Origin of the sequence: Saccharophagus degradans 2-40 (assembly GCF_000013665.1) — a bacterium.
Lineage (GTDB): Bacteria > Pseudomonadota > Gammaproteobacteria > Pseudomonadales > Cellvibrionaceae > Saccharophagus > Saccharophagus degradans.
The window spans coordinates 1684441-1707694 of sequence record NC_007912.1; the positions used below are offsets into that span (position 1 = coordinate 1684441).

Below are 23254 nucleotides of genomic sequence, written 5' to 3' on the forward strand. Positions count from 1 at the left end.
CTTCAATAATCTAAACTTATTGAGAGCCACCTAGTTAAATCGAAGTCACTAGCTCGTCCTAAAAAACTCTAACGCAACATCATCAGTCCAGCTATCTAACTGCATATTCTTTAAAAACGCACAATGCGATCCGCAGTCTGCAGCAAGCACTTCCAGCTTTTCCGGTTTGGCAATTTTCTCAAAATCACTATAAGGGTTTACTGGGTCGTCTTTTGACGTGACGATTAGCGTAGGTGTATTTAACAACGCCAGTGCGCTTCCAGTAAGTGTGTAGGATTTAAAATAGGTCTCGACGTTTTTATAGCCTGTGTATCTGGGAATAAAATACTCGTTCATTTGTTTTAGAGTATTCATATTTTTTAGGTCATCTTTGAATTCATAATCTGGAAAGTGTTCTAGCTTAGCTTCTAGTGATCGTTTCCATTTTTTTACGAAGTACTGCTCGTAGAGCGACCAGTTGGATTCAAGTGAAATCATGGTGTGCGCAGGGTCTAGCACTGGGCACACCGAAAATATCGCGCTTGCTGGTTTTGCTAGGTGTGAATTTCTCAAGCCGTAGCGCAGGGCAAAGTTCGCCCCCAATGAAAAACCAGCAATGACATAATTGTTATAATTATATTCGTCTAGAGCAAACTCAATGGCACCAATCACTTCCTCTAGGAGTGTGGAGTTAAATAAACCTCTGTTTAAATGATGTGTATTGCCATGGTCGCGAAAATTAAGGCGTAGAACATCGTAGCCGTTTGCCGCTAATTTGCCCGCAAGCGAAATAATATAGGCAGAGCGAGATGACCCCTCCCAGCCGTGCAGCAGAACAGCTAGTTTTCGGTTGCTTGCTTTGAGCGGGGCGTTTAAGTCAGCGCTTAGCTTAACGCCATTTCCAGCCTCTAGAATGACAGTTTTTTGCTCTGCTATAAACTGTTGGTGATTGCGCGCTAAAAGGTTGCGGCGCAAGCTGGAAGTAGATAACACGTTCTGTAAATGCACATTGCGAATTATTGCAGGCGGCTTAAAGGCGTTGTAGGGCATGGGGCGATATAGTCTATGGTTATAAATTCAAAGAGTGACATTATCGCGTGGGAAGCCGACTATGCCCTGCAGTATGTCTGCCGTTAAAGTACGGGTATGATACCTTTGTTAGAAGTATTTAGTAATTATCCTTTGTCACATTGTTTGTGTTGAGTGTATTTGAATAAAATTATGAGATTATTAATTGTTCTATTGTTATTACCGTGTTTGGCGGTTGTTGCTGCGGAGCAGTCTTCGCAGAAAGTTGAATCTATAACGTTGCTAGATACGCTTACCCAGGGGGCTATGGTTCGAGGGCAGGTGAACGTTAAAGCTGGGGTCGAAGTATTAGGGCGCAGCCTTCGAATAGATGATGAGGGTTATTTTGTGTTTGGCCTAGGGCGAGATGCCGAGCCAGAGCTAACAATCCTTATTCATCATACCAACGGTAACACCGAGAAAAAGACCTATTCCGTGCTGCAGCGCGAATACGACATTCAATATGTTGAAGGGGTTGCGAGCAAATATGTCTCGCCGCCGCCTGAGGTAAGTCAGCGCATTGCAAATGATGCGGCCATGGTTAAGGCTGCGAGAGCAGAATCTAGGCCTGTAAGTGACTACCGCAAAGGCTTTGACTGGCCCGTAACAGGGCGAATTTCCGGAGTGTATGGTAGTCAGCGAGTTTTCAATGGTGTGCCTAAGCGGCCGCATTATGGGTTAGACATAGCCCGTCCTGTGGGCACGCCCGTGGTGGCTCCCGTAGAAGGGCTCGTTACGCTTGCTGAGCCAGATCTCTACTATTCAGGTGGCACAATTATTATCGACCATGGTGACGGAATTTCCTCTACCTTTATACACCTAAGCAAAATAGATGTAGCTAAAGGACAGGTGGTAGCAAAAGGAGACAAAATAGGGGAGGTGGGTGCGACTGGTCGAGTTACAGGCCCGCATTTGGATTGGCGTATTAACTGGTTTGAGCACCGCTTAGATCCCGCGCTAGTATTGCCCCCTCAACCGGAGTAAATATAGCTGGCAAGCAGCCTAGAGAGACAGGGAAGCTATATTCAGTTAATATTCGCATCTTTGTAAAAAATGGCTAACGACCGTAAGGATGGCTCAATGTTAGATCAAAAATTACTCAGCTTGTTGGTGTGCCCAGTCACTAAAGCACCGCTAATATACGACGAGCCAAAACAAGAGTTGGTATGTGTTGCTAGCGGTCTTGCTTATCCTATTCGTGACGGTATTCCGGTGATGTTGGAAGGCGAGGCGCGCGTACTCTCTCAGGAAGAAAAAGAAAGCTATAAATAGCGGAGGATGTTATGAGTGCAGAAAAGTCGATATTTACCAAAATAATGGATGGCGACATACCCGCGCAGAAGGTATACGAGGATGAAGACTGTATTTGTATAAAAGATATCAGTCCTCAAGCGCCGACACATCTACTCATAATCCCTCGCAAGCCTATTCCGCGTTTAGTCGATGCTACGATTGAAGATAAAGCGCTACTGGGGCACTTGCTACTAAAAGTAGGCGACCTTGCACGTTTATCTGGCGTAGATGAAGCATTTAGAGTGGTAATAAACAACGGTGAAGGGGCAGGGCAAACGGTATTTCATTTACATCTGCACCTACTAGGTAACAAAGCTTTCGACGAAGGCTCGTTGGGCATGCACTAATTGCCCTTAGTTATTAAACAGAATTCAACACAGCGTTATTGGAAAACAAATTTTATGAAAAGCGCAGAAATCCGCGAAGCTTTTTTACAATATTTCGAAAGTAAAGGGCATTCGCGTGTAGCAAGTAGCTCATTGGTACCTGGGAATGACCCCACCTTGTTATTTACAAATGCTGGCATGGTGCAATTTAAAGATGTGTTTCTAGGCCAAGACAATCGCAGTTATAGCCGCGCTACAAGTTCGCAACGATGCGTTCGTGCCGGTGGTAAACACAACGACCTAGAAAACGTAGGCTACACTGCGCGTCACCATACATTCTTTGAAATGCTGGGGAATTTTAGCTTTGGTGATTACTTCAAAAAAGACGCAATTAATTACGCGTGGGAGTTTTTAACGTCTAAAGAATGGTTGGCGATTCCAACAGAAAAACTATGTGTAACGGTGTATGCCGATGATGATGAAGCATACGGCATATGGGCCAATGATGTTGGTGTGCCCGAAGATCGTATTATCCGTATAGGTGATAACAAAGGCGGCCGCTACAATTCAGATAACTTTTGGGCAATGGGAGATACAGGCCCTTGTGGCCCATGTACCGAAATTTTCTACGACCATGGCGAACATATTTGGGGTGGACGCCCTGGTACACCAGAAGAAGATGGTGACCGCTTTATTGAGATTTGGAACGTCGTATTCATGCAGTTTAACCGCAGTGTCGATGGTGAAATGGCGCCGTTACCTAAGCCCTCTGTGGATACGGGCATGGGCTTAGAGCGTATTGCGGCAGTTATGCAGCATGTTCACAGCAATTATGAAATCGACTTGTTTCAAGCGTTATTAGAGGCTGCTGCGCAAGCAACGCAAGCCGAAGATAAGGATGCTAAATCCCTGCGAGTAATTGCGGATCATATTCGCTCCTGTGCGTTTCTTGTTAGCGATGGCGTGTTGCCCTCTAACGAAGGGCGAGGTTATGTGTTACGCCGCATAATCCGCCGCGCTGTGCGTCACGGCAATAAGCTCGGTCAAACTAAGCCGTTTTTCCACACATTGGTAGCCGCGTTAGTTGAACAAATGGGCGAGGCTTACCCAGAGCTTGTGAGAGATCAAGCCAGTATTGAAAAGGTGCTGGCTGCAGAGGAAGATCAATTTGCTAAAACTCTCGAGAAAGGGATGGTGGTACTCGAGAGCGCCTTGTCAGAATTAAAAGGCACTATAATTCCCGGCGAAGTTATTTTCACTTTGTACGATACCTACGGTTTCCCTGTAGATCTTACCAACGACATTGCTCGCGAGCGAGAGCTAACGCTAGATATGGACGGTTATGACGCGCTTATGGAGCAGCAGAAAAAGCGTGCGCGTGAATCAGGCAGTTTTAAAGTGGACTACAGCGCGACAGCCACTATTGAAGGCCATACTAACTTTGTGGGTTACAGTGAGCTAACCGGCGACGCGAGCGTTACAGCAATTTTGGTTGATGGGGAAAATGTAGACACCCTCACTGAAGGACAAAGCGGTGTAATTGTTTTAGATACCACTCCATTTTACGGCGAGTCTGGTGGTCAAGCTGGAGACACCGGTTATATTGTTTTTGATGGCGCTAAATTTGAAGTGCAGGATTGCCAAAAGTCGGGCGCTAACCATTTACATGTTGGGCAATTGCTAGCAGGCGCGGTGAAGGTGGGCGATAAAGCTCAGCCTGTCGTAGATTCTGCTGTAAGGCAAGCCACGGCACTTAACCACTCTGCCACTCATCTATTGCACGCTGCGCTTCGTAAAGTATTGGGCGAACATGTTACGCAAAAAGGCTCGCTAGTGGATTCTGAGCGTTTGCGTTTCGATTTTTCTCATTTTGAGGCTGTAAAGCCTGAAGAGCTTAAGCAAATAGAAAGCATGGTCAACGAGCAAATTCGCTTGAATAGCCCTGTAGAAACTGAATTGTGTGATATGGAAGCCGCTCAGCAAAAAGGCGCTATGGCGCTATTTGGTGAGAAGTATGGCGATGAAGTGCGTGTACTAAGCATGGGCGGAGCGTTCTCTGTCGAGCTGTGTGGTGGTACTCATGTATCGCGCACAGGTGATATTGGGTTAATTCGAATTACCTCTGAGTCTGGTATTGCATCTGGTGTTCGCCGTATAGAGGCGGTGACGGGTGAAAAAGCGTTAAGCGTTATCGATGCTTCTGCAGACACTTTGAATGCAGCGGCTAAACTGTTAAAAGCCTCGCCAGAAAACTTACTAGATAAAGTTGAGCAGTTGATTGCGCAGAATCGTCAGTTGGAGAAATCCTTGGCGGCGGCGAAGAGCAAGCTGGCATCTTCCTCTGCGGATGAATGGCTAAGCGAAGCTACTGATATAGCAGGTGTTAAAGTATTGGCTAAAGCGGTAGAGGGAGTTGATGCTAAGTCCTTACGAGATATGATGGATAAGCTCAAAAACAAGCTAGGTACTTCTGCTGTTATCTTGGCTTCTGTCAACGACGACAAAATTAGTTTGGTTGCCGGAGTGTCTCAAGATGCAACCTCAAAAATCAAAGCGGGCGATATGGTTAAGCATGTGGCTGGTTTAATTGGAGGCAAAGGGGGGGGGCGCCCAGATATGGCTCAAGGTGGTGGCACCGATGTGGAAGCCTTGCCTGCGGCTATTGGTTCGGTGTTAGATTGGGCTAAGGGCGTTATTGGCTAACTTTTAGTCGTATTGACCCCAAATCAGCATTGAAAGCGTTGTCAGTCCAAAAAAAGAACTGATTATGTTAACTTTTTTGATTTTTTGGTGTTTAATTGGCGCCCTATTTTAACTTGTTTAAAAATAGGGCAGTTTACAAACGCTTTGTTAGGCTAAAAAGCAAACAGGGCTGGTACGAATTACATTGAGTGGTTTAGGTTAATGAGCCTATTTGTACAAAAATTTGGTGGTACATCAGTAGGAACGGTTGAGCGCATAAAAGCTGTTGCTAAAAAAGTAGCAGGTTTTCGCGATCAGGGGCACGATATTGTTGTTGCCGTTTCTGCAATGAGCGGCGAAACCAATCGATTGATTGCTTTGGCTAAAGAGATGCAGGCAACTCCTGATCCGCGTGAGATGGACGTGCTGGTGTCTACCGGTGAGCAGGTAACTATCGCTTTAATGTGTATGGCACTTAAAGATCTTGGTTACGATGCTCGCTCGTATACGGGTACGCAGGTGAAAATTCTCACCGATAGCTCTCACATGAAAGCCCGTATTCAAGATATTGACGTAGCACCCATGAAGGCAGACTTAGCTGCAGGCCGTGTGGTAGTTGTAGCCGGTTTCCAAGGCGTAGACGAGAATGGCAATATCACTACACTCGGGCGAGGTGGCTCGGATACCACTGGCGTTGCTTTGGCTGCAGCTTTAAAAGCTGATGAGTGCCAAATCTATACCGATGTAGATGGCGTTTATACAACAGACCCACGAGTGGTAAGCAGTGCTAAGCGATTAGAGCGCATTACCTTCGAAGAAATGCTCGAGATGGCTAGCTTGGGGTCGAAAGTTTTACAAATTCGCTCGGTAGAGTTTGCCGGCAAATACAACGTACCGTTACGTGTGCTATCTACTTTTGACGATGGCCCCGGAACTTTGATCACCCTCGATGAGGAATATTCTACAATGGAACAACCCGTTGTTTCTGGCATAGCGTTTAACCGCGACGAAGCCAAAGTGTCTATTTTAGGTATCCCAGATGCACCAGGTGTAGCATCTAAAATATTGGCTCCAATTGGCGACGCTAATATTGAAATTGACGTTATCGTGCAAAACGTTGCTGCGGATAACACTAACGACCTTACATTTACTGTTAATCGCGCAGATGTTGATAAGGCGCGTGCAGTTGTAGAGCGTGTAGCAACTGAATTAGGTGCTCGTGAGGTTGTTACTGACGACAAAATTGCAAAAATCTCGATAGTAGGGGTGGGTATGCGCTCCCATGCTGGCGTCGCTTCTACTATGTTTAAGTCTCTGGCTGCAGATGCTATTAATATTCAGATGATTACCACATCTGAGATTAAGATCTCTGTAATCATTGATGAGCGTTATTTAGAACTGGCTGTTAGAGGCCTTCACACTGCGTTTGGTTTGGATAAAGACCAGTAGTGCGTGTGGTTATTTGTGGATTGGTGTGACATGCTTAGTAAATAAGCATGGAAACACCAATTGCTATGAATAATTGTTCTTGATGTTGGCTGGTGAAACTTAAGTACCCGTGCCAAACTTTTTAGAAGCTTTGGTAATAATGTAAACGGTTAAGTGATGGGCGGTTAAGATAACCATCAGCGACAGCCAACGCAAAAATGTCGCTGAACTCACAGGATGACACTAAGGAGAAATGCTAGATGTTAATATTAACCCGCCGAATAGGTGAAACCTTAATGGTTGGTGACGAAGTTACCGTAACCGTTTTGGGTGTTAAGGGTAATCAGGTTCGTATTGGTGTTAATGCACCAAAAGAAATCGCGGTTCACCGAGAAGAAATTTATCAACGCATACAGCGTGAGAAGCAGGAGCAAGGCGAGCCTGGCAACAGTTAATTTGAGCAATTTGGGTATAGTTTAATCAAACTTTGTTAAACCTAGGTGTCAGTCTGCATTATTGGTTTAATTTTTTAGTTTTTTTAACTCTAAGTGTTTGAATTTTTTGTACATGTTGCTATTATTCGCCCCCCTAGAGACTTAGGTCGATAGGGAAAACGGAGAGGTGGCCGAGTGGCCGAAGGCGCTCCCCTGCTAAGGGAGTATACCTTTACCGGTATCGAGGGTTCGAATCCCTCCTTCTCCGCCATTATTTAGTACAAAAAAGCCCCGCTATATGCGGGGCTTTTTTGTTTCTGCTGTTTGTACTTCTATTGGGGCTTTCAGAGCTTTTTGGTTCTTTCGGCGATATAAGCCTCGTAATCGGGGATTTGCCTCTCGTAGCTCTGTTTGATGAGTGGTGATGTGATAACAAAGTCTGCTGACGCGGGGTTGCAAGCTACGGGTATGTTCCATACGGCTGCAATGCGCAATAGCGCCTTTACATCGGGGTCGTGAGGCATAGGCTCGAACGGGTCCCAAAAGAAAATAAGCACGTCTATTTCGCCGGTAGATATTTTGGCTCCTATTTGCTGGTCGCCACCCAAGGGCCCGCTAATATACTTTTCAACCTTTAAGCCTGTTTCGGCTGCTAGCTTATAGCCGGTTGTCCCAGTTGCGAAAAGGTCGTGCTGTTCTAGTTCCTTCTTGTGGGTGCACACCCAGTCACTTAGCTCTTGTTTTTTGTTGTCATGCGCGATTAGCGCTATTTGTTTTCGGCTGGGTAGCGCGCCTGTGCGACTTTTCAAATTTATGCTCCTGCTAAGATAGGTTCAATGTTGTTGGTGGTTAGATTGATTGTAATCTGCGTGCACTAGAACGGCAATTTGCTATAAAATCACCATTCTGAGCGCAAAACAGGCAAAAGCAAAAAAGTTAATCTATTTTCGTTTTATTGCTTGACTCTAAAAGGCCCTATGCCTATTATACGCGCCCTCGACGATACGCGCTCGTAGCTCAGCTGGATAGAGTACCTGGCTACGAACCAGGCGGTCGGAGGTTCGAATCCTCCCGAGCGCGCCATCTAAAGACGAAAAAGCCTGTCCATTGGACAGGCTTTTTTTTGCCTAAAATTTTTTGCTTAATTAAATTAATTTTATTTTTCTGTTTAGTGCATAAGCACTTGAATCGCTTCGTTCGTTTTTTTAAAATGCGCGCCACTTTGTTGAAGTCGTTTTAAACGTTCGAAGTTATCCAGCCAAATAACAATAATCTAGTCGGTCTGGGCTAAGCAACAAAAGTAGTAGGTTGTTCAATTTGTTATTGGGGTTGCTAGGCAATATTGTGTTAGCAGCTTAATCGAAGGCATATGCCTTGATGTCGGTTGGAGAATGGTATGGCACAGTTACGTTTAGTTTTATTACAGCACGCAATTATTACCCGTGGAAAACTGTGTGGCAAAATGGGTTTTACTGGTGCTCGCTCTGGTAGTTACTGGTTCTAATTTTTAAATTATTCTGCAATATATTCCTATCTAAATTCAGTTACTTTCTGAATTGTTCTTTTTAAGTTGGTACACTTCGTCGCAATTCTCGGTGAAGGAGTACAGCCTCAGTGTTTCAAGTCACAAATAAAAAGTCGATCACGATATTAGCCCTGCTATTATTTTTATGTGCGGCATGTCAGCCGCAGGGTGATGTTTCTGGGGTGAAAGCACCAGACGCCTCTTCACCTAAAGTGGTTGAGCCTGCCAACTCTTCTTATAGTCCCACTTATGCATCTGTTTCAGCGAATGGCTATGGCGCAATCGCCTCGGTCAACCCTTTGGCTACACAAGCCGGTCTGTTGGCGTATGAGCAGGGTGGTAATGCCATTGATGCGGCTATTGCGACAGCGTTAACCTTAGGTGTAGTTGATAGCCATAATTCTGGCATTGGCGGAGGCTGCTTTATACTTATCCGTTGGGCTGATGGTTCTGTTAGCGCTATTGACGGCCGCGAGATGGCTCCAGCCAAAGCGCACCCGCAATTGTTTATTCGCGATGGTAAGGCGCAGCCTCAGCTTAGCAAGGTGGGCGCTCTGGCTTCCGGTATTCCTGGCTCGCTGAAAGCCTATGAAGCGTTGGTTGCTCGCGGAGGTAAGCTAACCTTGGCGGATGCGTTGCAGGCTGGTATTCGCCACGCAGATCAGGGTTTCCCCGTCGATAGAGTTTTTGCTAGCCGTTTAAAAGTTACTGCCGAGAAATTGCAAAAATTCCCTGCTAGCGCCGGCATATTTTTAAAGCCGGATGGTGCGCCCTATCAAGAAGGTGAGTTGCTGGTGCAGAAAGATTTGGCAAGCACCTACCGCAAAATAGCCGCAGAAGGCAGTGCATATTTTTATGGTGGTGATTTTGCCAAAGCTGTAGAGGGTTGGATGGCCGACAATGGCGGTATTATTTCTGCTGAAGATTTTGCAAATTACCGCTTAACTGAGCGCCAGCCAGTTAAGTCAGAGTACAGAGGTTATACAGTATACGGTTTTCCGCCCCCTAGTTCGGGTGGGGCGCATGTTGCGCAAATATTAAATATTCTGGCTCATTTTGATTTAGCCGCTGTGTCAGAGGTCGAGCGCTACCACTTATTGGCAGAGGCAATGAAGCTCGCGTTTGCCGATAGGGCTTATTGGTTAGGCGACCCAGATTATACTAAGGTACCCAAAGGCTTGGTGAGCGCTGAATACGCCGCAGACTTGGCTGCTACTATATCCAACCAGCGCGCAACGCCTGTTGCGGGGCACGGAACTCCACCTTTAAGCGACAGTGACTTTTTTGAGCAATTAAACAAGCATACAACGCATATTGCCGCAGCAGATAAAGATGGAAATTGGGTGGCTATTACCACCACGCTTAACACTAGCTTTGGCAGCAAGGTGGTAATACCTAGCACCGGTGTGTTACTTAATAATCAAATGGATGACTTTTCTATTAAAGCCGGCGAACCCAATGCGTTCAACTTGATAGGCGCTGAAGCGAATAAAGTAGAGGCGGGCAAGCGGCCGCTATCTAGTATGAGCCCCACTTTAGTTTTGAAAGGGGATGTGCCCGTGTTAACACTTGGGGCGGCTGGCGGCCCCACTATTATCAACCAAGTTGTGCAGGCATTGGTAAATACCTTAGATATGGGGATGCCGCTAGATCAAGCTGTGGCAGCCCCTCGCGTGCATCACCAGTGGATGCCCAATCGTCTTATTGTTGAAGGCTCGCTGAGCGAGCCCACTCAGCAGGCGTTGCAGGGTATGGGGCACGAAGTAAAGGTGTGGGGAAATTTTGGCGCCACGCAGGCTATTGGGGTTGATGGTGACGACTTTAAGGCTGTGGCAGAGCCTAGGGTGCAATAAGCTTTAAAAGCCCAGAGCGCGGCGTAGAGCTTGCTCGTCGCGCTCGCGCTTGATTGCTTCGAATAACTCTGCCGCTTCGCTGTACTGGCGCTGCAAATAAAAAAGCCACTGTTTCACCCGGTTACCCAGGTATTTGGGTGGGTAAGATTGGCAATTGCGTTCAAACAGTGTTCTCACGTGTGCACAAACCTCGTCCCAAGAGAGCGGGTTAAATGCCTCTCCGGCCATGTATTGTTTTATTTCAAGGGCGAGATCTGGTTTGGCTAGCAGCCCCCTGCCAAGCATGAAGTCAGAGCATTTAGATTGCTCTGCACAGCGTTTGAAGTCCTCTAAGCTCCAAATCTCGCCATTGGCAACAACCGGAATGCTCAGGTTGTCGCGAATGTCGCCAATATAATGCCAGTAGGCTGGTGGTTGGTAACCGTCAGTTTTCGAGCGGGCGTGCACGCATAGTTCGTTTGCGCCAGCGGCTTCAATTGCTTTCGCATTGCGTAAATAGCTGTCTCTATTTAAATAACCTAAGCGTATTTTGGCCGTAACTGGTGTGCTTGCCGGCGTGGCTTTGCGCACGGCGTTAACGATGTCGAATACTGTGTCTGTTTCGTCTAGTAGGCAGGCTCCGCCTTTGTGCCTATTTACTGTTTTGGCGGGGCAGCCAAAGTTAAGGTCTATAGCTACCGCTCCCAGCTCGGCGGCTCTGGCTGCATTTGCGGCTAAGGCTGAAGGGTTGCTGCCAAGTAGTTGAACCCTTACAGGGCAGTGCGCGCCTCTATAGAGCGCAGGGGTTTCGCTGTTTTCATCTAGCTCGGGGCAGGCCTTTTTGAATATTTTGTTAGGCAGTACGTGATCTGTCACCCTAATGAATTCGGTTACACAAATATCCACTCCGCCAACAGAGGAGATAATGTTACGCATATGGTGATCAACAACACCTTCCATTGGGGCAAGGAATATTCGCATAAGGGGACTCTTAAAAAGCGCGCGAGTCTATCAGTGCTACGCTTTAAATGGAATGAAATGGTTGTTTCTAGAGCGAAGTGTTGAAAAAACATACCGCAAAGTCATCATTTTCGTCTTTGGGACTTGCCCCCGAGGGGGGTTATTAATTATCTTATGTCGCGCTACGCCGGTAATGACTACCTTCGGCGCAGAAATATCGATACACGATTATTCAAAATCAACAGAATGGCACCCACCGAAAAGACTAGAATTAATCGGTAAGGTTGTTTTCTTGGCTCTACCGCAACCGCGTTAACGCCTTTGCGAAGCAGCACAGCCTATTACGGCGGCTTCTCAGTTTAATGTTAACCAGCTCATTGCACCTATGTGTGCTTCTGTGGCGGGTTTTTTGCGTGTGAATAATAGGTAGGCCAAATGAGTGAGGTTTTGCTATACCCAAGCAGGGCCACTTTAAAAAGTTAACAAAACGTAGGAGTTAGGGTGACATGCAAGACACACTAGTTCAGCAGGGCTTGGATTTAATGTTTACGGGCATGGGTACTGTGTTCGTATTTTTAACATTGCTTGTTATTGGTACTTTGGCCATGTCGACCATTGTGTCTCGTTTTTTCCATGTGGAGGAGGTTGAGCTACCAAAGCCAGTTGCTAAAGAGAAAGCAGCACCCGTTAATAAAAAGACGCTTGCGGTTATTCAGGCCGCTGTTCACGCGCACAGGGCTAAAAAGTAATTTACAGCTAGCCTCTAACTAATTCTGCCTGCTATTTAAGCAGTTTAATAAAATATTGGGACCGTGAAATGAGTGAAGCCAAAAAGCCATTGGGCATAACTGATGTGGTATTGCGAGATGCGCATCAATCGTTGTTTGCTACTCGATTGCGCATTGACGACATGTTACCTATCGCAGAAAAATTAGATCAAGTTGGTTTTTGGTCGTTGGAATCTTGGGGCGGGGCAACGTTTGATGCTTGTATCCGCTATTTGGGCGAAGACCCATGGGACAGAATTCGCGAACTTAAGAAAGCCATGCCTAACACGCCTCAGCAAATGTTGTTTCGCGGACAGAACATTCTAGGCTACCGTCACTATGCAGATGATGTTGTAGAAAAGTTTGTAGAGCGCGCGGCAGTAAATGGTGTGGATGTATTCCGAGTATTCGACGCAATGAATGATACTCGCAACTTGGAAACTGCTTTAAAGGCCGTTAAAAAAGTTGGTAAACATGCACAGGGTACCATTTCTTACACTTTAAGCCCGGTTCATAGCATCGATAAATGGGTTGAAATGGGCAAGCTGCTAGAAGATCTAGGTGCAGACTCCATTGCCATTAAGGATATGGCTGGTTTATTAAAACCCTATGACGGTTTTGAACTAGTGCAAAAATTAAAGGCCGCGTGTGATATTCCAATCCATATGCAGTGCCACGCTACAACTGGCTTGGCCCACGCCACCATTCTTAAGTGCGTAGAAGCAGGTATTGATAACGTCGATACTGCTATTTCGTCTATGTCCATGACCTATGGTCACAGCCCCACAGAAACGTTGGTTGCAACCCTTCAAGGTACAGAGCGCGATACCGGCTTGGACCTAGAGTTGCTGGAAGAGATTGCTATCTACTTCCGCGAAGTGCGTAAAAAGTACGCCAAGTTCGAAGGCTCTTTACGCGGTGTGGATTCACGCATTCTTACTGCTCAAGTTCCTGGTGGCATGCTCACCAATATGGAAAGCCAGCTTAAAGAGCAGGGCGCAGAAGATAAGTTTGATCAGGTACTGCAGGAAATTCCACGCGTTCGCGAAGATTTAGGTTTTATTCCATTGGTAACGCCAACCTCTCAAATTGTTGGCACACAAGCTGTTATGAACGTGCTAAGCGGAGAACGTTACGCGCGTATTTCTAAAGAGACAGAAGGCGTACTTAAAGGGCTTTATGGCGCGACTCCTGCACCAGTAAATAAAGAGTTGCAAGCTAAAGTGTTGGCTGAGGGCGAAGAAGTTATCACTTGTCGCCCAGCAGATTTACTTGAGCCTGAGCTTGAAAAGCTCACCAAGGCGTTGTTAGAAGAAGCGGCGGCTAAAAATATCACCTTAGCTAAAGGTGATAATCAAATCGATGATGTGCTTACTTACGCGTTGTTCAACCAGATTGGCCTTAAGTTCCTTGAAAATAAAGGTAACCCAGACGCATTTGAGCCTGCGCCAACCGGTAAAGAAACTGATGTTGTACTGGCGCCAAATGGCGATGAAGTTTACACCGTGACAGTAGAGGGTGAGGACTACACCGTAACCGTGAGCAATGGCGGTGAGTTAACCGGCATTGTGCCGTTAAGTGGCGCATCTTCATCGGGATCTTCTGCTTCTAAGTCTGAAGTTTCGGGCGGTGAGCCGGTGCTAGCTCCGTTGGCGGGTAATATTTTCCGCGTCATGGTCTCTCCGGGTCAGCAGGTGGAAGAAGGTGACACATTGTTAGTGCTTGAAGCTATGAAGATGGAAACCCAAATTAGCGCACCTCACGCAGGCATTATTGGTGCCGTAAACGTGCGCGAAGGTGATGTTGTAACCGTGGGCGATAACCTACTAACCATTGCTTAAGGCATAAGAGGTAATAATGGAAAACTTAATTAGCCTCTGGGAGGAGTCGGGACTTTACCTGATGATGCCTGGGCAGCTTTTCATGATTTTTGTGGGCATTCTGTTGCTGTTTTTGGCAATTCGTAAAGGGTTTGAGCCTTTATTACTTGTGCCAATTGGCTTTGGCGGCATTCTAGCTAACATCCCTGGCGCAGGGTTGGCCTTGCCGGCAGTCGAGAATGCCATTTTTGTTGCTGATCCTGCCGTGTTGGCTGCCTTAGCCGACACGTTGGGGTTGACCAGCTGGGAATCGCCCAAGGAGTTAGTGCATGCCTATGAGATGGCTAGCCCCGCGGTTCACCATGCAGCCCATCAAGTTGCAGTCGGCTATGGCTATTCTAACGGCATGCTTTATAACTTTTACTCGGTTGCTATTGCTAGCGGCGTTGCGCCCCTGCTGATTTTTATGGGTGTAGGGGCTATGACCGATTTTGGTCCGCTCTTAGCAAACCCTAAAACTCTCTTTTTAGGTGCTGCGGCTCAGTTTGGTATTTTTGCAACCGTACTTGGTGCAGTAGGCTTAGCAGCTACGGGTCAGATGGACTTCACCATTGCTGAGGCTGCGGCCATCGGTATTATTGGTGGCGCTGATGGTCCAACAGCAATTTATGTTGCCAGTAAGCTGGCCCCCGATTTACTGGGTGCAATTGCTGTTGCAGCATACTCGTATATGGCGCTGGTACCTATGATTCAGCCGCCAATCATGAAGCTGCTTACTACAGAGTCCGAGCGCAAAATTGTAATGACGCAATTGCGAGCAGTAAGTAAACGCGAAAAAATCACCTTCCCAATTATGGTGTTGGTGCTTGTAGCGTTAGTGTTGCCAAGCGCTGCGCCGCTACTGGGGATGTTCTGCTTTGGTAACTTGATGCGCGAGTGTGGCGTGGTAGAGCGTTTATCTGATACGGCTCAGAATGCTTTAATCAACATCGTGACCATTTTCTTGGGGCTAAGTGTTGGTTCTAAGTTGGCTGCAGATAAGTTCCTAGACCCTAAAACACTGGGTATTTTAGTGTTGGGTGTAGTGGCATTTGGTATTGGCACTGCCGCAGGCGTACTTATGGCTAAGCTCATTAACTTGGTGAGTAAGCAAAAGATCAACCCGCTTATTGGTTCTGCTGGGGTATCTGCTGTACCAATGGCGGCGCGAGTTTCAAACAAAGTGGGCTTGCAGTCTAACCCTCAAAACTTCCTATTAATGCATGCTATGGGCCCCAATGTGGCCGGTGTTATCGGGTCTGCCGTTGCTGCGGGCGTGATGATTTCCATGGTTAGTGGTATGTAATTTCAAAACTGGCGCGCCCAATGAGGGCGTCGCCACCTTTTTTGCGTTAAGCTGGTGCGTCAGCGGCGTAATTTTGTATTTATCTTCTGCAAAAACGCAATAATTCCATTCTATTCTCTCCAAACGTTTTACCTACGCGGCGCTTATAGTAGAATGCGCCCCAAATTTAGCAAGCCGATCCCACAATGGAGCAATCTATGTTCAGACGTACCAAAATTGTTAGCACACTTGGGCCAGCAACCGACGAGCCCGGTATTTTAGAAAAACTTATTCTTGCAGGTGTTAACGTAGTACGTCTGAATTTCTCCCACGGGAGTCCGGAAGATCACAAGCGTCGTGCAGATGAAGTACGCAGCTTGGCCGCTAAGCACGGTAAGTTTGTTGCAGTATTGGGCGACCTTCAAGGCCCCAAAATTCGTATTGCTCGTTTTGCAGATGGCCCAATCAGCTTGGCTGTTGGTGACAAGTTTCTTTTGGATGCGAGCTTAGAGCGTGATGCAGGTAACCAGCATCAAGTGGGCATCGACTATAAAGAATTGCCAAACGACGTAAACCCAGGCGACAGCTTATTGCTGGATGACGGCCGTGTTGTGTTGAAAGTACTTTCTGTTGAAGGCACTAAAGTTCACACGGAAGTAACGGTTGCTGGCAAGCTTTCAAATAACAAAGGTATTAACCGTCAAGGTGGTGGCTTAACAGCGCCAGCACTTACCGATAAAGACCGTGCAGACATTAAAACTGCTGTTGCTATCGATGTTGATTACTTGGCTGTGTCGTTCCCACGCAGTGCAGAAGACATGAATCTTGCTCGTCAGTTAGTTGTAGAGGCCGGCGGCAATATCCACCTAGTTGCTAAAATTGAACGCGCTGAGTCAGTAGAAAACCAAGAAGTATTGGATGACCTCATTCGCGCTTCAGACGCAGTGATGGTTGCCCGTGGTGACTTAGGTGTTGAGATTGGCGATGCCGCTTTGATTGGCATGCAAAAGCTTATTATCGAACGTGCTCGTGCTTTAAACCGTTGCGTAATTACTGCGACTCAAATGATGGAGTCCATGATTAGCAGCCCATTACCAACTCGCGCAGAAGTATTCGACGTGGCTAACGCCGTGTTGGATGGTACCGATGCTGTGATGTTGTCTGCTGAAACTGCAGCTGGCCAATTCCCTGTGCAAACAGTTGAGGCGATGGTACGTGTGATTCTTGGTGCAGAAAAACACCCACGTGCGGAAACTCGTCCTGTTCGTGCAGACGGCGACTACAGTGCTATTGACGAATCTATTGCATTGGCAGCTATGTACACAGCACACCAATTGAAAGGTGTTAAGTGTATTGCCAGCATGACTGAATCTGGTTCAACTCCAATGTTGATGTCGCGCTTTGGTGCTCGTTTGCCAATTTTCGCATTCTCTCGCGATATTCGTACATTGCGTCGCGCGGCATTGTTCCGCGGTGTTCAAACTATTTTGTTTGATAACAACGCTATCCCACCGGGTGAAATGTATGATCGTGCATTAGAAATCATGCGCGAGCAAAAGATTATCGAAGATGGCGACCTTGTGATTCTTTCTAAAGGTGACACTAGCGAGCACGGTGGAACCAACACCATGAAGATTCTTCAGGTTGGTTCAACTAACTAATTAGAATCATCGACACTGTTCTTCCAAAAAGCGGCTCTTTGTAGCCGCTTTTTTTATGGCTGCTGTTTGTTAACCTTGAGCTTGGGCGGGTGCGGTTTCAATATTTAGTGCCACATTGATTTTATTAACTAGAACCTCAGCATTTATAGGCTTAACAATATAGTCGTTTATGCCTTGCTGTATGGCTTTGCGAATGGATGAGGCCTCTGAATTTGCCGTAACCATTACAAAGTGCGCCCCGCGGAGTGTATTAGAGGCTTTCGCTTTGCTATGAATGTCTATCCCCGACAACTCTGGCATATCCCAGTCGCATAAAATAACGTCGTAAGGTTCTGCTGCGCTTTTTATCTTATCGAAGGCTGCAATGCCATCTTCTGCAGTATCTAGTAGCCTAAAGCCAGCGTCAGTTAATATACCAACCACTAGCTCACAGGCTTCGCTATTATCTTCTGCCACCAATATTCGCGCGTTACTAGCTGTAATTTGGGTGCGTTTAAGCTGCGAACTTACGCTGACACTGGGTGCTTTAGGCGTTAACCTAGCGAGCTTCTGCAGCGCAGAATCCATCACTTTTAACATTTCTATGTGGGGGCGCTTGACGTCCTCGGCTAACTTGGGGTCTTCAATGGTCTTTTGCAGCCATGCTCTGCGCTTGCCTAGGGTGTCTAAAACAAGTTTAAGTTCATTGGATTCAAGCATTAATGGGGTCCACCGGTAATTAGCTCGCAGGGTTGTTAATTACAGTATAGAAGTAGATGCGCTTGATGATAGATCGAAAATGACTAGTCTTGCGAAGCTTAAAAACCAAAGAGAAGAAAGCGGAGGTTGTAGCAGGAGGGTGCCGCTAGCGGCTATGAATTGCGGCTAGCGTCGTTTTCTTTAATAGAGGCCATTACTTTCTGCATGTATGCATAATAGTCGTCAGACAGGGTGCGAGAGCCATCACGGCGGTCTTCGCGTGATTTACGGCGTTTGCGATGGTAAAGGTCGAGCGGCATACTACTACAGGGGTCTGCATCGAGTCTTCTGTCATCGCCTTTTCTGCGGTCAACAAATATAAATTTATTGGATGAGGGTGCGTTACTCATAGTCAGTACATCATTGTTTGCTTGCTGTGAATCTTTGATCAATTTTCGCATCTTTCTACTTTCTTTATGAGATGACAAGACTAGAATAGCCATCTTTCTTGTCTTGTCCAGTGATTATAGGGCAATTTGTGTTCCAAAAAGGTGATACATATGTCAGTACAGCTTACTATCCAGCAAAAGCTTCAATTACAGTTTAGTCCGGTTCTTCTGGAGGTGCTGAATGAAAGTCACGGCCACAATGTGGCCAAAGGGTCCGAAACCCACTTTAAAGTTGTTGCAGTAAGCGACGCATTTGAAGGCTTGGGGTTGGTGAAACGCCATCAAGCTGTTTATGCAGCCTTGGCGGACGAGCTGGCCAGCGGAGTACATGCGCTGGCGCTACATTTGTTTACGCCTAGTGAGTGGGAAGCCAATAAGGCAGACTTGGCCTCGCCTAAGTGTATGGGCGGCAGTAAAAAATAAAAAAGTGTAATAGTTGATGTCCTTTGGTTGAATTTTAACCTCTCATTTCGATAGAATCGCGCACCGTTATTCTATTTACTCTGAAAAGTAGTTTTTATGCCCCAGATTGTTATAGCCGCGTTATATAAGTTTGTTTCCTTGCCCGATTTCGAGGCACTGCGAGAGCCGCTGCAGGCCTTTTGTATAGAGAATGAGATAAAGGGTACATTGCTGCTCGCGCAAGAGGGGATAAACGGCACTGTGGCTGGTAGGCGTGAGGCAATTGATGCTCTGTTAGCTTATTTCGGTAAAGATGCTCGGCTGGCAGATATAGACCACAAAGAATCCTACGAAGAAGAGCAGCCTTTTTATCGCATGAAGGTAAAGCTCAAAAAAGAAATAGTCACAATGGGCGTTGAAGGTATAGACCCCAACAATATCGTGGGCACCTACGTTGAGCCTAAAGACTGGAATAGCCTTATCGATGACCCCGAAGTAATCGTTGTGGATACCAGAAATAATTACGAATACGATATTGGCACTTTCGAAGGTGCGCTCAACCCCAACACTGAAAGTTTTCGCGAGCTGCCCGAGTATGTGGCTAAAAACCTAGACCCAGCTAAACACAAAAAAGTGGCGATGTTTTGTACAGGCGGAATTCGCTGTGAAAAATCTACAGCGTTTATGAAACAGCGAGGGTTTGAAGAGGTTTATCATCTAAAGGGCGGTATTTTAAAATACTTAGAAGAAGTGCCCGAAGAGCAAACTCGCTGGAAAGGGGAGTGCTTTGTATTCGATAATCGTGTAGCTGTAAATCACGCATTAGAAAAAGGTACCTACGACCTTTGTCATGGTTGCCGCTACCCCATTACCGAAGAAGATAAAAAATCCGAAAAATATATAGAAGGGGTCGCTTGTCCGCATTGTCACGATACGCAAACGCCCGATCAGCGAGCGCGGTTTATGGAGCGCCAAAAACAGGTGCAGCTAGCTAAGGCGCGCAAGCAGGCACATATTGGTGCGCCAGCGCCAAGTAGGCAAAAATAGAGTTGAACCATTAACTTAATTTATAAATTAAACAATTAAGCCCCAGCTCGTTATGCGAACTGGGGCTTTTTATTTAAAGGGATAAGGCCATGAAAACTGAGAATAAGAAAATAATATGTGTTGATTACCACAACGATACGCATACGGAAGATTTATTGGCTATGCTAAATGAATATGCTTCATCTTTAGAGGGCGGCGCGGCGCCACTATCGCCAGCTACGCGTAACAACTTAATTCCCGCTCTGCGAGAGCGCAGTGATGCAGTAAGTTTACTGTGTTACGTTGATAACAAACCGGTAGGTATTTTAAATGCCTTCGAAGGGTTTTCTACGTTTAACGCAAAACCATTAATGAATGTGCATGATCTTGCCGTAAGTGAAGCTGTGCGAGGGCAGGGTATAGCAGGCATGTTGTTAGATGCCTTAGCAAAAATAGCTGAGCAAAAAAATTGCTGCAAACTAACGCTCGAAGTTCTAAGTAATAATACGCCGGCCATTAAGTGCTACCAGAACAATGGTTTTAAGCAATATGTATTGGCCGGTGCAATGGGAGTGGCGCAGTTCTGGCAAAAGAATATTTAGGGGATTAAATCAAAGCCTAGTATGGCTAACGCCCAAAGCGAGCATTGCCATATTCGAAGTTACATTAACAACGCATTATTTTTTCGCTACGGCTAGAATACCAGCAATAACCACTTTAGAGAGCGGCTCGAAAGCGGCGTTAATGGATTCTTTGTTATCTAGCATGAATTCCGGCGGCCAGCGGCCACTTAAACAAGCCGCGTGATTTACATGCTTTGCTGCCAAGGTGGTTACGCCGTGTGCGAGGGACCAGCAAGCAAACGCCCCTAAACCTTCGTTGTACTGGGTGGTAGGTAGTTGGTGTTTTTCTAGCAAGGCTATAACAGAGTTGCGCAACTCTTGTTCTGCGCGCATTGACGTTTCAATTAGCTCTGCTGTTACGTATTCCTGCGGTATATCAATTTGAAAAATAAACTGAAAGTACTGTGGGTGTTGCAAAGAGTATTGAAAATAGGCTTTACTAAGTGCGTAAATTCGTTCTTCTGGCTCTGCATTTTTCTCTACATGGCTTTCTAGCCATTGAGCGAAATGGTCTAAGCAGCGCAACTTAACGGCTGCGCACAATTCATCCTTATTGCTAAAGTGGTTGTATACGGCTGTGGCTGCAACGCCAATATGGGTTGCCAGTTTGCGCAGCGAAATGCTCTCTATAGTGGTAGAGGGCAGCATTTCTAAAAAACCATCAACTAGTGCGGTTTTAAGATTACCGTGGTGGTATCTATCTGCTTTTCTATCGTTTGTTTCTGCCAAAAGAATTCTCGCGTTGCTTTATAACGGTATATTTAATAGAAGCTATATTTAATTGAAAATAGTACTTCGTCGTTATTTTTAAAAATGTAGTAGGGCGATGTTTCATTCGTCGCGCTGTAAAGTATTACACCTGCACCTATTTGCCAACTGTCGGATAGCTCATAGGTACTATCCCAGCGCAAAACACTGCCTAGATCACCGGTAATGTTAAGCAGCCAAAGCTGATTTTTTAATCGTTCATTATACGCATTTTGGCTAATTCTAAGCACGTAACCTATGTCTTGGTTGCTATCTGCAAGCGACTCTTCATTCACTGCGCCGTTTAATTCGATGCTCATGCGCCAGTTTGTCCAGCCGCTGTATTCTGCTCCCGCCATAAAACGATATTGGTTTGTTTTGAAGGGCGTAGGGGACTGTATAGGCTGGTTCCAAAAAGCACCTGCCTCGCCTTTAAGTAGCCAATTGCCAAAGGTTTTGTTTGCTAGCATGGCTAGGGCTGCAACTCGACCCTGTTGAAATTCAACCGTGTTATCGTTTGTGTCTATTGTTGTGTAGTCATTGGTGTTGCTATCGGCGGCAATAATAGCAATGTCGCCGCCGTTAAATTGATATGCCAGCTTCGCGGCAAACTCCCATTCGTTAGCTGGCCCAAGGTGCTGAACGGTTAAGCCGTTATTGTCTAGTTGCTGGTAGGGGTAGAATGGTTCATCTGCGCTGGCGAGCCTGTTGCTGCCCGCTTTATAGGTAGTTACCAGCTCTAAATTTAAGTTGGCAACAGGCAGGTTTAATTTTGCTGCGGGAATTTGTTCGCGCACATCGCGCAGCTCTGCTTGGCCGGGTGCGCGTGAATCTTGTGGTGCCAATACGTCCGCAATAGGTAGGCCTTCGGACTCTCCCCACGCTATTATTTGATGGCCAACTCGTAGCCATGCGCCGTTTTCAAAGCGTGTATCGAAATAAGCATCTTTCAGGAATATGCGGCTGTGGTTAGGTGTAATATCTAGTTTATCTTCCTGCCATTGCACCCAATTTGTTTCGGCTTTTGCGCTGAACATCCAGTGGCTGTCGGTATCGCTACCGTCTATTTTAACCTGCGAGAAAACAGACGTTTTGGCGGCAGATAAGCCTGATTCCGTTCGCGCAAAGCCTAGGTTTGCATCGGGCGAGCTAATGCCATAATGCGCATCTTGTTGTACATAGCCTAAAAAGCTAAAGCGAGAAGATGTTTGTGTCTGCGTATCTACCTCTATCTCGCTAAAGAAATCTTCGTTGCCATAGCTGAAAGCTGGCAGATAAACACCAGCGCTTAACGTCAATGTCGCTAAGGTTCGCGCACTAGTGCTCCGCCATAAAGCAGGGCGGAAGACCCGAAATTTAGACTTAGCCCTAAACATGTTCATTACTGTTACAGGCCCCTTTGCATTGCTTGTGTAGTAAATATTTCTTCATCTACGCCTTGGTTGTAACGGGTGTTATTTACAACCAGAACACTAGCGTGCTCCTTTTTATTGTTGCGAGTTGTAATCATCTGCAATTTTTTTGCAGTCCAAACACCATCTATTTGTTCAAGTTCTGAGGCAGAAAAGTATTTAACGCGTTTGCCGCGTTTAACGTTAATTATGCCTTTTACTACAATGAGTATGTCTTTGCGCACCCATGATTTTGTTTGGGTGTAGCCGGTTTTATCTATTACTTCTTCGTTCTTGGGGGTGGAGATGATTACCCAGCAGTCGTGGCCATCAACCATCTCGCTTTCTTTTTCCATGGTGTAGGTGAAGTCTGGGTAGTCTGTGCCGTTAATATCGGTATAACTGAAGTCGCTGCCCATAAATGAGCCCGATTCGTCGGTAGACGCGATACGCTTAATTTTTTGCAATGCGGGTAAATATAACCATGTATCGTCTTCTTTGTTTTCATCTTCCCAGTCGAAAGACATATAAGCTGTGCCTTTAACGTCGGCAGGAGTGGTGAAAAAAATCACCGCTTTTTCAACATCGTCTTTGGTTTGGCCGTACATGGCGAGGTTGCGCACGCGTTGCCTATCTTTGTTGTCTATTAATGTGAGTACTGCGTCCGAGTAGCTTGTATCGCCGGTGTAGCGGTCGTCTACTTGCTTCATTATTTCTGCAGCGGTTAGCTCGGCCGCAAATGGTGTGGGAGCAAGTAATGCCAGCGCGAATAAACTCGCTATGCACTGGATGAATACAGTAGTACTACGTTTCTTCATTGTAGAATCCTCGTAATGGTG

22 protein-coding genes and 2 tRNA genes are annotated in these 23254 nt (G+C 46.2%); 16 read left to right on the forward strand and 8 right to left on the reverse strand.

Annotated elements, in window-relative coordinates; genetic code table 11:
- Window positions 1-48 precede the first annotated feature (48 nt).
- The gene (locus SDE_RS06785) at window positions 49-1029 is read right to left on the reverse strand and encodes a YheT family hydrolase (RefSeq protein ID WP_011467777.1); all 981 of its coding nucleotides are present in this window, start codon (window positions 1027-1029) and stop codon (window positions 49-51) included.
- A gap of 171 nt (window positions 1030-1200) precedes the next feature.
- Here SDE_RS06785 and SDE_RS06790 point away from each other — a divergent pair, with 171 nt between their 5' ends.
- The 7 genes from SDE_RS06790 (at window position 1201) to SDE_RS06820 (ending at window position 7481) form a co-directional block, all read left to right on the forward strand.
- Window positions 1201-2031 (forward strand): M23 family metallopeptidase, encoded by an 831-nt coding sequence (locus SDE_RS06790; protein ID WP_011467778.1) that lies wholly within the window; start codon window positions 1201-1203, stop codon window positions 2029-2031.
- Window positions 2032-2127: 96 nt separating this feature from the next.
- Window positions 2128-2319, forward strand: a complete 192-nt coding sequence (locus SDE_RS06795) for a Trm112 family protein (protein WP_011467779.1) — start codon at window positions 2128-2130, stop codon at window positions 2317-2319.
- 11 nt (window positions 2320-2330) lie between these two features.
- The gene (locus SDE_RS06800) at window positions 2331-2687 is read left to right on the forward strand and encodes a histidine triad nucleotide-binding protein (protein WP_011467780.1); all 357 of its coding nucleotides are present in this window, start codon (window positions 2331-2333) and stop codon (window positions 2685-2687) included.
- A 54-nt stretch (window positions 2688-2741) separates the two neighbouring features.
- Window positions 2742-5369 carry an alanine--tRNA ligase gene (gene alaS / locus SDE_RS06805; RefSeq protein ID WP_011467781.1) on the forward strand — a complete coding sequence of 876 codons (2628 nt, stop codon included), beginning with the start codon at window positions 2742-2744 and terminating at the stop codon, window positions 5367-5369.
- 201 nt (window positions 5370-5570) lie between these two features.
- Window positions 5571-6797, forward strand: a complete 1227-nt coding sequence (locus SDE_RS06810) for an aspartate kinase (protein ID WP_011467782.1) — start codon at window positions 5571-5573, stop codon at window positions 6795-6797.
- Between the two features lie 239 nt (window positions 6798-7036).
- Window positions 7037-7231: a carbon storage regulator CsrA gene (gene csrA / locus SDE_RS06815; RefSeq protein WP_011467783.1), complete on the forward strand. Its 195-nt coding sequence runs from the start codon at window positions 7037-7039 to the stop codon at window positions 7229-7231.
- Between the two features lie 160 nt (window positions 7232-7391).
- Window positions 7392-7481, forward strand: a tRNA-Ser gene (locus SDE_RS06820).
- Between the two features lie 73 nt (window positions 7482-7554).
- Here SDE_RS06820 and SDE_RS06825 read toward each other — a convergent pair.
- Window positions 7555-8019, reverse strand: a complete 465-nt coding sequence (locus tag SDE_RS06825) for a methylglyoxal synthase (RefSeq protein ID WP_011467784.1) — start codon at window positions 8017-8019, stop codon at window positions 7555-7557.
- 197 nt (window positions 8020-8216) lie between these two features.
- Here SDE_RS06825 and SDE_RS06830 point away from each other — a divergent pair.
- Window positions 8217-8293, forward strand: a tRNA-Arg gene (locus SDE_RS06830).
- Between the two features lie 531 nt (window positions 8294-8824).
- The gene (ggt, locus tag SDE_RS06835; protein ID WP_011467785.1) at window positions 8825-10588 is read left to right on the forward strand and encodes a gamma-glutamyltransferase; all 1764 of its coding nucleotides are present in this window, start codon (window positions 8825-8827) and stop codon (window positions 10586-10588) included.
- Window positions 10589-10591: 3 nt separating this feature from the next.
- Here the strand turns inward: ggt and SDE_RS06840 are convergent, their stop codons facing one another.
- Entirely contained in the window at window positions 10592-11548 is a 957-nt protein-coding gene (locus SDE_RS06840) for a tRNA dihydrouridine synthase (protein WP_011467786.1), read from the reverse strand.
- A 485-nt stretch (window positions 11549-12033) separates the two neighbouring features.
- Between SDE_RS06840 and SDE_RS06845 the strand changes: the two genes are divergently transcribed.
- From SDE_RS06845 to pyk, 4 genes are all read left to right on the forward strand, one after another.
- On the forward strand, window positions 12034-12276 hold the full coding sequence (locus tag SDE_RS06845) for an OadG family protein (protein ID WP_011467787.1): 243 nt from the start codon (window positions 12034-12036) through the stop codon (window positions 12274-12276).
- Window positions 12277-12344: 68 nt separating this feature from the next.
- Window positions 12345-14135, forward strand: a complete 1791-nt coding sequence (gene oadA, locus SDE_RS06850; protein ID WP_011467788.1) for a sodium-extruding oxaloacetate decarboxylase subunit alpha — start codon at window positions 12345-12347, stop codon at window positions 14133-14135.
- 16 nt (window positions 14136-14151) lie between these two features.
- The gene (locus tag SDE_RS06855; RefSeq protein ID WP_041324350.1) at window positions 14152-15459 is read left to right on the forward strand and encodes a sodium ion-translocating decarboxylase subunit beta; all 1308 of its coding nucleotides are present in this window, start codon (window positions 14152-14154) and stop codon (window positions 15457-15459) included.
- Window positions 15460-15656: 197 nt separating this feature from the next.
- Window positions 15657-17099 carry a pyruvate kinase gene (gene pyk / locus SDE_RS06860; protein WP_011467790.1) on the forward strand — a complete coding sequence of 481 codons (1443 nt, stop codon included), beginning with the start codon at window positions 15657-15659 and terminating at the stop codon, window positions 17097-17099.
- 69 nt (window positions 17100-17168) lie between these two features.
- Here pyk and SDE_RS06865 read toward each other — a convergent pair whose 3' ends face one another.
- Window positions 17169-17798: a response regulator gene (locus SDE_RS06865; RefSeq protein WP_011467791.1), complete on the reverse strand. Its 630-nt coding sequence runs from the start codon at window positions 17796-17798 to the stop codon at window positions 17169-17171.
- 152 nt (window positions 17799-17950) lie between these two features.
- Entirely contained in the window at window positions 17951-18238 is a 288-nt protein-coding gene (locus SDE_RS06870; RefSeq protein WP_041324352.1) for a hypothetical protein, read from the reverse strand.
- A 99-nt stretch (window positions 18239-18337) separates the two neighbouring features.
- Here SDE_RS06870 and SDE_RS06875 point away from each other — a divergent pair, with 99 nt between their 5' ends.
- From SDE_RS06875 to SDE_RS06885, 3 genes are all read left to right on the forward strand, one after another.
- Window positions 18338-18649 carry a BolA family protein gene (locus SDE_RS06875; RefSeq protein WP_011467793.1) on the forward strand — a complete coding sequence of 104 codons (312 nt, stop codon included), beginning with the start codon at window positions 18338-18340 and terminating at the stop codon, window positions 18647-18649.
- Window positions 18650-18745: 96 nt separating this feature from the next.
- Complete coding sequence (locus SDE_RS06880; RefSeq protein ID WP_011467794.1) at window positions 18746-19675, forward strand: rhodanese-related sulfurtransferase; 930 nt, start codon at window positions 18746-18748, stop codon at window positions 19673-19675.
- A gap of 89 nt (window positions 19676-19764) precedes the next feature.
- Entirely contained in the window at window positions 19765-20256 is a 492-nt protein-coding gene (locus tag SDE_RS06885) for a GNAT family N-acetyltransferase (RefSeq protein ID WP_011467795.1), read from the forward strand.
- A gap of 75 nt (window positions 20257-20331) precedes the next feature.
- Here SDE_RS06885 and SDE_RS21225 read toward each other — a convergent pair whose 3' ends face one another.
- The 3 genes from SDE_RS21225 to SDE_RS06900 are packed head-to-tail and all read right to left on the reverse strand — an operon-like array spanning window position 20332 to window position 23233.
- A complete protein-coding gene (locus SDE_RS21225) occupies window positions 20332-21006 on the reverse strand; it encodes a TetR/AcrR family transcriptional regulator (RefSeq protein ID WP_011467796.1) in 675 nt (224 codons plus the stop codon).
- 32 nt (window positions 21007-21038) lie between these two features.
- Window positions 21039-22406 (reverse strand): DUF1302 family protein, encoded by a 1368-nt coding sequence (locus SDE_RS06895; protein ID WP_011467797.1) that lies wholly within the window; start codon window positions 22404-22406, stop codon window positions 21039-21041.
- Window positions 22407-22411: 5 nt separating this feature from the next.
- Window positions 22412-23233 carry an outer membrane lipoprotein-sorting protein gene (locus tag SDE_RS06900; RefSeq protein ID WP_011467798.1) on the reverse strand — a complete coding sequence of 274 codons (822 nt, stop codon included), beginning with the start codon at window positions 23231-23233 and terminating at the stop codon, window positions 22412-22414.
- Window positions 23234-23254 lie beyond the last annotated feature (21 nt).

Bases quoted from the DNA above. Each gene is read 5' to 3' on its own strand.
- SDE_RS06785 (WP_011467777.1), bottom strand. From the start codon at position 1,029: ATGCCCTACAACGCCTTTAAGCCGCCTGCAATAATTCGCAATGTGCAT.
- SDE_RS06790 (WP_011467778.1), top strand. From the start codon at position 1,201: ATGAGATTATTAATTGTTCTATTGTTATTACCGTGTTTGGCGGTTGTT.
- SDE_RS06795 (WP_011467779.1), top strand. From the start codon at position 2,128: ATGTTAGATCAAAAATTACTCAGCTTGTTGGTGTGCCCAGTCACTAAA.
- SDE_RS06800 (WP_011467780.1), top strand. From the start codon at position 2,331: ATGAGTGCAGAAAAGTCGATATTTACCAAAATAATGGATGGCGACATA.
- alaS (WP_011467781.1), top strand. From the start codon at position 2,742: ATGAAAAGCGCAGAAATCCGCGAAGCTTTTTTACAATATTTCGAAAGT.
- SDE_RS06810 (WP_011467782.1), top strand. From the start codon at position 5,571: ATGAGCCTATTTGTACAAAAATTTGGTGGTACATCAGTAGGAACGGTT.
- csrA (WP_011467783.1), top strand. From the start codon at position 7,037: ATGTTAATATTAACCCGCCGAATAGGTGAAACCTTAATGGTTGGTGAC.
- SDE_RS06840 (WP_011467786.1), bottom strand. From the start codon at position 11,548: ATGCGAATATTCCTTGCCCCAATGGAAGGTGTTGTTGATCACCATATG.
- SDE_RS06845 (WP_011467787.1), top strand. From the start codon at position 12,034: ATGCAAGACACACTAGTTCAGCAGGGCTTGGATTTAATGTTTACGGGC.
- oadA (WP_011467788.1), top strand. From the start codon at position 12,345: ATGAGTGAAGCCAAAAAGCCATTGGGCATAACTGATGTGGTATTGCGA.
- SDE_RS06855 (WP_041324350.1), top strand. From the start codon at position 14,152: ATGGAAAACTTAATTAGCCTCTGGGAGGAGTCGGGACTTTACCTGATG.
- pyk (WP_011467790.1), top strand. From the start codon at position 15,657: ATGTTCAGACGTACCAAAATTGTTAGCACACTTGGGCCAGCAACCGAC.
- SDE_RS06865 (WP_011467791.1), bottom strand. From the start codon at position 17,798: ATGCTTGAATCCAATGAACTTAAACTTGTTTTAGACACCCTAGGCAAG.
- SDE_RS06870 (WP_041324352.1), bottom strand. From the start codon at position 18,238: ATGCGAAAATTGATCAAAGATTCACAGCAAGCAAACAATGATGTACTG.
- SDE_RS06875 (WP_011467793.1), top strand. From the start codon at position 18,338: ATGTCAGTACAGCTTACTATCCAGCAAAAGCTTCAATTACAGTTTAGT.
- SDE_RS06880 (WP_011467794.1), top strand. From the start codon at position 18,746: ATGCCCCAGATTGTTATAGCCGCGTTATATAAGTTTGTTTCCTTGCCC.
- SDE_RS06885 (WP_011467795.1), top strand. From the start codon at position 19,765: ATGAAAACTGAGAATAAGAAAATAATATGTGTTGATTACCACAACGAT.
- SDE_RS06895 (WP_011467797.1), bottom strand. From the start codon at position 22,406: ATGAACATGTTTAGGGCTAAGTCTAAATTTCGGGTCTTCCGCCCTGCT.
- SDE_RS06900 (WP_011467798.1), bottom strand. From the start codon at position 23,233: ATGAAGAAACGTAGTACTACTGTATTCATCCAGTGCATAGCGAGTTTA.